The following is a 7,347-nucleotide window of genomic DNA, read 5'->3' on the forward strand; positions in this document are numbered from 1 at the left end:
CGCGGGCCGGCTCAGGAGAAGGCGGCGTGTCCGGTCAGGTCCTGTCCCACGATGAGGGTATGGATGTCGTGCGTCCCTTCGTAGGTGTACACCGATTCGATGTTGCACAGATGGCGGCCCACCTGATACTCGTCGGTGACCCCGTTGGCTCCGAGGATCTCGCGCCCCAGCTTGGCGCACTCCCGGGCGACGAAGCAGTTGTTCATCTTGGCCATCGACACCTGCTGCGGCGTGGCGCGTCCCGCCTCCTTGAGGCGTCCGAGCTGCAGGCACAGCAGCTGTGCCTTGGTTATCTCGGTGCCCATCCAGACGAGCTTGCGCTGCTGCAACTGAAACGCGGCCACCGGCTTGCCGAAGACGACGCGGGTCTTGGCGTACTCGAGGGCCTCGTCGAACACCGCCTGGGCGGAGCCGACCACGCCCCAGGCGATGCCGTAGCGCGCCTGGTTGAGGCAGGCCAGCGCGGCCTTCAGCCCTTCCGCCTTGGGCAGGCGGTTGTCCAGCGGAATGGCGCAGTCCTGGAAGAACAGCTCGGAGGTCACCGAGGCGCGCAGCGAGAACTTCCCCTCGTGGTCCTTGGCCCCGAATCCCGGGGTGCCTTTCTCCACCAGAAAGCCCTGCACCTCGCCATCCAGCTTGGCCCACACCAGCGCCACGTCGGCGACCGAGCCGTTGGTAATCCAGGCCTTGGTACCGTTCAGGACGTAGCGGTCGCCGCGCTTGACGGCGCGGGTCAGCATGCCGGAGGGGTTGGAGCCGTAGTCGGGCTCGGTGAGGCCGAAGCAGCCGATTTTCTCGCCCTTCGCCATCGCGGGAAGCCAGCGATCCTTCTGTTCCTCGGAGCCGAAGGCATGGATCGGGTACATGACCAGGCCGCCCTGCACCGAGACGAAGCTGCGCAGCCCCGAATCGCCCCGCTCCAGCTCCTGCATGATCAGGCCGTAGGCTACCGGCCCGAGACCCGCGCAGCCATATCCCTGCAGCGAGGATCCCAGCGTTCCGAGCTCCGCCAGCTGCGGGATCAGCTCTTTGGGGAAGGTTCCTTCGCGATAGTGCTTCTCGATGCGCGGCAGAACCTGCTCCGAGACGAAGGAGCGGATGGTGTCCCGGATCAGCCGCTCCTCCTCGCTGAGGAGTCCGTCGATCTGGTAATAGTCGAGGGCCTTGAACGGTTTCATGGGTCTCCTTGGAGATCGTCCCGGGCGAAATCCGGGCGGTTCATCCGATCGATTGCAGCAAGGCCGCGACGCCCAATCCGCCGCTGACGCACAACGCGGCGATGCCGTAACGCGCCCGGCGCCGGGCCATTTCGTGCATGAGGGTGACGACAATGCGGGCTCCGGAGCATCCGATGGGATGTCCCAGCGCGATGGCGCCGCCGTTGGGGTTGAGGCGCTGCGGATCGATCCGCAGCTCTCTCTGGCAGGCGAGCACCTGTGCGGCGAACGCTTCGTTGATCTCCACCAGGTCGATCTGCTCGAGTGCCAGGCCGGTCTTCTGCAGCAGCCGGCGGATCGCCGGCACCGGACCGATTCCCATGCGCTCCGGCGCCACGCCGACCGAGGTCCAATCGACCAGGCGGCAGACCGGACCACGCGACAGGTTCGGCCTATCGCGCGAGACCACCACCGCGGCCGCTCCGTCGGTGATGCCCGAGGCGGATCCGGCCGTGATGGTCCCGTTTTTCCCGAAGACGGGAGGCAGCGAGGCCAGCGAGGCGGCCGTGACACCGTCGCGCGGGTGCTCGTCGGCGGCGAGGTTCTTTCCCGGCTGCCTGGCATCCGGCAGATCGATCGGCACGATTTCCTCGGAGAAGACGCCGCGCTCGCGCGACGCCTGGCAGCGCCGCTGACTCTCGGCGGCGTACTGGTCCTGCTCCTCCCGCGAGATGCCATACTCCCGCGCCAGGTTCTCGGCCGTCTCTCCCATCAGCATGCCGGAGAGAGGGTCCATGAAGCCGTCCCGGAACATCGCGTCGGTCAGCTCCTGGTGTCCCATGCGCGCGCCGTGCCGGGCGGTGCTCAGCAGGTACGGGACGCGGCTCATGTTCTCCATTCCGCCAGCCAGGATGGTCCCGGCTTCTCCTCCGGCGATGGCGCGACCCGCCAGAAGAATCGTCTTGAGCCCCGAAGCGCAGGCCTGGTTCACCGTGTAGGCGGGCACGTCGTCGGGCACTCCCGCGAGACGGGAAGCCTGGCGGGCGGGGTTCGGGCCGACGCCGGCCTGGCGGGCGCAGCCGAGGATCGTCTCATCGATTCCCGCCGAATCCAGTGCGGCGCGCCTCAGCGCCTCGCGCGCGGCGGCGGCGGCGAGCTGCGGCGAAGGCACGGCCGCCAATGCGCCGCCGAACCGGCCGATGGGCGTGCGGACGGCGCCCGCGAGATAGATCTCCTCAGCGATCAAGGACGGCTCCGGGGGAAGGTGGAATCGCGGCAAAGTCTAGCGCACCGCGGCGATCGGCACAACCGGGAATGAGCCGCGCGAGCCCCGCCGGTGCTTGACAGGGGGCGCGCCGCTTTCTAGGCTAGCGCGTCTTTGCGGCGCAGCGAAGGCGTGGGCGCAACTCCTCGCTGCCCCTGGGGCGGGTCAACGACCGGAAGCCGGAGCCATTATCTCCCGTGGGCGATTCCCACTCGTATATCGAAGCCGGGGGGCGCCTGGCAGAGCACGGAGCGATTGATTCCGCGGGTCATCCCGACGGGGGGCGAGTTCCCGCCTATCCTCTTATATGGGTGGGGGTGTGGCATGCCCTGTGCCGGATCGGACTACCAGCGCTCCACCGTCCAGCCACGCTCCGCGGCGATTCGCCGCAAGGCGCCGTTGGGCGTGACGGCGATCGGATGCCCGCAGCGCGCCATCAACGGCACATCGGCGGCGCTGTCGCCGTAAGCCCAAGAGGCTTCCCAGTCGATCGCCGCGGCATCCGGGTGGGACAGGACCCGCCGGACCTTTTCCTCACCGCGGCAGTTGGCGCCGAGCAGCCGCGGGCTCGGATCCAGGACGGCGCGCGAGCAGACCAGCTCCGGGATCTCCAGGGCTCGGGCTACGTGCGCCAGGTAGAGATCGACGCTGGCGGAGACCAGGAACAGCCGGTGGCCTTGCTCCCGGTGCCAGCGCAGCCGGGTCAGCGCGGCGGCGCGCAGTCGCGGAACGAGGCTTGTGCGGGTGAATTGCGCGAAGAATTCGCCGCGCTCCGGCTCCGGCACATGGCGCAGCATGCCTAGGGCGATCTCCTTCAATCCGCGGCGATCCACCAGCCCCGCCGCGAACAGCGGTGCGGCCGCCAGAAGCTTCAATCCCGCGCCGGCGGAGGCGGGATGGCGACGCAGGACGAACTGCAGGCAAAACAGCATGGAATCGCCGCGCAGGAGCGTGCCGTCGAAATCGAACAGGGCGGCGGGCTGCCGGGAGGGAAGTGTGGAGACGGGTTCGCGGCTCAACGGGATGGCACCCTCGGCGTTGGCGCGCCGGCGCGAACAGCTGCAGGCGCGCGGGATTCTAGCACGCCGCGCCGGGGTCCCCGCGGCATGAGCGCCGTCTGCTGGCTGTGCGGCTCGGCGCGTCAGCGCGAGTTCATGCCTTCCACGCTCGGCAGGGAAGCGACCAGCGAGGACATGAAGATCTCCGACTCTCATTACGGCCGGACGGCGCGCCTCGTCGAATGCCTGGAGTGCGGCTTCCGGTACGCCCATCCGCTGCCGGCGGACGATCTGGTGGCGCTGTACGAAGACCTGGTGGATCCCGAGTATCGCGAAGGGAGCGAAGGGAGAATCCGCCCGCTGCGCCGCATCGTGGCGCGCTGCCGCGCATTGCATCCCGCCGCGCGCACGCTGCTCGACGTCGGCGCCGGGGTGGGGCTGCTGTGCAGCGCCGCGTTGGAGCAGGGAATGGAAGCCACCGGCGTCGAGCCGAGCGCCTGGGCGGTGAACGCGGCGCGCGAGCGCGGCGTGTTGCTGCTGCAGGGGACCTTCCCCCATCCGTCCCTGGCGGGACGGCGTTTCGACGTCATCACCTCCATCGACGTGATCGAGCACCTTGCTGACCCGCGCGCCTTGCTCGCCTCCATCGCCGAAGCGCTGCAGCCCGGCGGCATCGCGACGATCACTACGCCCAACGTGCGCAGCCTCGCGGCCCGGATGTTCGGCCGACGCTGGTGGCACTTTCGGGTGGCCCACGTGGGCTACTTCGATCCGGCCACGATGCGCCGCGCGTTCGACGGGGTGGGACTCGAGCTTGTCCGGCAGGAGCCCTACGTCTGGTCGTTCTCGATCGGTTATCTGGCCGAGCGACTGGGACGCTACCTGCCAGTCGGCGCCGCCGCGCGCGCCCTGGGGCGAACGGGGCCCGGAGCCGCTTTGTATCGCGTGACCGTGCCGGTGAACCTGGGCGACTCCGTGACCTATTACGCCCGCAAGCGGGCCGATCCGGGGAGGGCGTGATGGCGGCTTCGACGGCGCGCAAAGCGATCCTCTACCTGAGGCTGGCGCGCGTCGATCACTGGTTCAAGAACATCTTCGTCCTGCCCGGCATCGTGGCGGCGTTCCTGCTGGAGCCTGGCACGCGCCGGCCAGGAGCTTTCGGATCGATCCTTCTCGGGCTGCTCGCCACCTGTCTGGTGGCGTCGAGCAACTACGTGCTCAACGAGATCCTGGACGCCCGCACCGATCGCTTCCATCCCACCAAGTCGAACCGCCCGCTGGTGTCGCGGGAGCTGTCAATCACCGTCGCCTACGTGGAGTGGATTCTCCTGGCGCTCCTGGGAGCCGCGATCGGATGCATGCTGCCGAGGACCTTCCTGGCCGGCCTTGCGGCGCTGTGGCTCATGGGACTCGTCTACAACGTGCCTCCGGTGCGCAGCAAGGAAGTTCCGTATCTCGACGTTCTGTCGGAGGCGATCAACAACCCCATCCGCTTTCTTCTCGGCTGGAGCAGCGTCGGGGCGGTGAGCTTTCCTCCTTCCTCGTTCCTGCTCTCGTATTGGCTGATCGGCTCCTACCTGATGACCGCCAAGCGCCTCTCCGAGTATCGCTCCTTCGCCGATCCGGCGGAAGCGGGCCGCTACCGCGCTTCCTTCCGCCACTACAACGAGGCGCTGCTGGCCACGGCCATGCTGACCTACGCGGCGGGCTTCATGTTCTTCTTCGGCGTCCTCATGATGAAGTACCACATCGAGTACCTGCTCGCCCTGCCGCTGCTGCTGTTATACGTCGCCTATTACAGCTACCTCTCTTTCCAGCCCCACAGCGTGGCGCAGAATCCGGAGAAGCTGTATCGCGATGCGCCCCTCATGGCGCTGACCGTCCTTCTTGCCGGAGTACTCTGGGGGTTGTCGTACCTGAATCTTCCCGGACTGGCCCACTGGCTCGGCATGGGAGGGGTCGGCTGGTGAGGAACCTCGGGCGGATCCCCGCGTCTTTCCCGCCGAGGCTTCAGAGGGTGAGGATCCCCGTCGTGCCGCGCGCACAGCCCAGGGTCTGCGCGGCGGAGCCGTTGGTGACCGCCACCTCGAGGAAGCCGCTGCTGTTGAAGAGCAGGACCGGCTCAGCGGCGGGCGCTTCGGCATAGGTAAGCACCCGTCGCGTGAGGCGGCGCCCTGCGATTTCCAGCACGGGCCCCGGCGTCACCCCGGCGTCTTGCGCGCGAAAATTCAGGATCACGTTACCGAAGCGGTCGATGCTGAGCACGCTCACGCGCAGGCGCCCGTCGGGATCCGGGCGCGCCTGGGGGACTGGAAAGGGAAGAGGGTTGGAGACCGGCGGGCCGATTTCGCTCAGGGCCGCGCCCTGCAGGAGCCGGGCTGCGGCCGGCGCCAGGATGTCGCGGCCATGAAAGGTCGGCGCGACCCGGGAGTCGGGAAAAGGTATCTCGACGATCTCGAGCGGGGATTCGATGTCGAAGGCCAGCCCCAGGCTGCCGTTGTCCGGGGCCAGAAAGAGATGCTGCCGCGTGCGCGCGGCCAGCAGGCGCCGCGAGGTTCCCACGCCCGGATCCACGACCAGCAGGTGGAGCGTGCCCGCCGGGAAATGAGGGAAAGCGCACGCCAGGACGTAGCCCGCCTCCCCGATCTCCTGAGGCGGAATCTCGTGCGAGATGTCGACGATGCGCGCCTCGGGAACGGCTCGCAGCACCACGCCTTTCATCGACGCGACGTAGGCGTCCTTGCCGCCGAAATCGGTGGTCAGGGTCAGGACGGGAGGACGTCGCGCGCGAGGGGACAAGGGCGCTCCTTGAAGGGCGGATGCCGGCCGGCGAACTATATAGGAGCGGTGCCGGGGATCGTCAAGGTCCGGCGTATTGACCCGGAGGATCCCCTCTGCTAAGGTTCGGCGCCCGGAAGATCTGGGAGGCATTGCCATCACCTCGCGCCTCGCCCCATCATTCCTGCTCTGCCTGACGCTGCTGCTCTTCTCTTTTCTCGCCGCAGGCGAAGCCCGGGCGCAATCGGCGATTCCCACCTGGCAGCCGCCGAAGACCGGCCTCGGCTACGACGTCGACCTCGACGCCGGGGAGGCGCAGCGGCCCGGCCCGATCCGCGCGCGCGAGGTTCAGCTGCGCGGTGCCCAGCCTCTGTACGTGCGCCTGCTCTTCTCCTGGCCCGATCCCGCCGGGGAGCAGGGCGGCGTCCCGCTCGACACGCTCGACCCGTTGGTGGACCGCTACCGCGACGCCGGCTTCGAGGTGATTCTCGCGCCGCGGGGAAGCGCCGCATTGTCCGGCGCGGTCACCGGCACCATGACCCAGGAACCGGAAATCCTTTCCCGCTGGCGTGCCTTCCTGCGCGCCGCCGCGGAGCGCTTCAAGGGACGCGTGCGCTTCTATCAGCTGGAGGGGCTCTCGGCCCCCGGCGCCGAAGCCGGCCAGGCGCGCGCGGCGGCTTTCCTGATCAAGAAAGGAGCGGTGGAGCTGCGCGGCGCCGATCCCGAGGCTCTCGTCGTCACCGAGACGCTGCCCGCTTCACGGCTGGATTACTTGAGCGCGCTGCTCGGCGAGGACACCTCTGCTTACGTCGACGTGGTGGCGCTGCACAGCGAGACGGAGGAAGATCTCGAATCGATCGCCGCGAAAGCAACCGCTCTCCTGCTCGAGAAGGATCCTTCGGCATCGCTCTGGATGCTGGGAGAAAAGCTCCCTGCTTCCTCTTCTGTGTCCACGGGCGTGCCCCAGAGCCAGCCGGATCTCGTCGCGGTCTCAGAAGGGGAGCCCCAGACCCAGACCGCACCCGCGACGCAGGCGACGAGCCCGGCTCCGGAACGAGGAGCATCACTGATCCGCAAGGCCGCGTCGGCTTTCGCCGGAGGTGCGCGCCTCGTGAGCTTCGATCTGCCTCCCGCCCCCGATGGGGGTCCC

The 7,347-nt window shown here is 68.4% G+C and carries 7 protein-coding genes; 3 read left to right on the forward strand and 4 right to left on the reverse strand.

The window, feature by feature from the left end:
* Positions 1 to 11: 11 nt before the first annotated feature.
* The 3 genes from VFW45_02445 to VFW45_02455 all read right to left on the reverse strand — a co-directional run bounded on the left by VFW45_02445 (position 12) and on the right by VFW45_02455 (position 3,440).
* Positions 12 to 1,178, reverse strand: coding sequence for an acyl-CoA dehydrogenase family protein (locus VFW45_02445; GenBank protein HEU5179624.1), 1,167 nt, complete (start codon positions 1,176 to 1,178; stop codon positions 12 to 14).
* Between the two features lie 40 nt (positions 1,179 to 1,218).
* On the reverse strand, positions 1,219 to 2,403 hold the full coding sequence (locus tag VFW45_02450) for a thiolase family protein (GenBank protein HEU5179625.1): 1,185 nt from the start codon (positions 2,401 to 2,403) through the stop codon (positions 1,219 to 1,221).
* A gap of 362 nt (positions 2,404 to 2,765) precedes the next feature.
* A complete protein-coding gene (locus VFW45_02455; protein HEU5179626.1) occupies positions 2,766 to 3,440 on the reverse strand; it encodes an HAD-IB family hydrolase in 675 nt (224 codons plus the stop codon).
* 87 nt (positions 3,441 to 3,527) lie between these two features.
* Here VFW45_02455 and VFW45_02460 point away from each other — a divergent pair, with 87 nt between their 5' ends.
* Positions 3,528 to 4,439, forward strand: a complete 912-nt coding sequence (locus VFW45_02460) for a class I SAM-dependent methyltransferase (GenBank protein HEU5179627.1) — start codon at positions 3,528 to 3,530, stop codon at positions 4,437 to 4,439.
* Positions 4,439 to 5,389, forward strand: a complete 951-nt coding sequence (locus tag VFW45_02465) for a UbiA prenyltransferase family protein (protein ID HEU5179628.1) — start codon at positions 4,439 to 4,441, stop codon at positions 5,387 to 5,389. The genes VFW45_02460 and VFW45_02465 overlap by 1 nt, the downstream gene beginning before the upstream one ends.
* 40 nt (positions 5,390 to 5,429) lie before the next feature.
* Here the strand turns inward: VFW45_02465 and VFW45_02470 are convergent, their stop codons facing one another.
* Positions 5,430 to 6,218, reverse strand: a complete 789-nt coding sequence (locus VFW45_02470) for an SAM-dependent chlorinase/fluorinase (GenBank protein ID HEU5179629.1) — start codon at positions 6,216 to 6,218, stop codon at positions 5,430 to 5,432.
* A 76-nt stretch (positions 6,219 to 6,294) separates the two neighbouring features.
* On the opposite strand from VFW45_02470, the gene VFW45_02475 reads away from it, so the two are divergent.
* Positions 6,295 to 7,347: hypothetical protein (locus VFW45_02475; GenBank protein ID HEU5179630.1), on the forward strand; the 1,053-nt coding region annotated here is incomplete at its 3' end.

The organism is Candidatus Polarisedimenticolia bacterium (genome assembly GCA_035764505.1).
Taxonomy (GTDB): Bacteria; Acidobacteriota; Polarisedimenticolia; order Gp22-AA2; family AA152; genus AA152.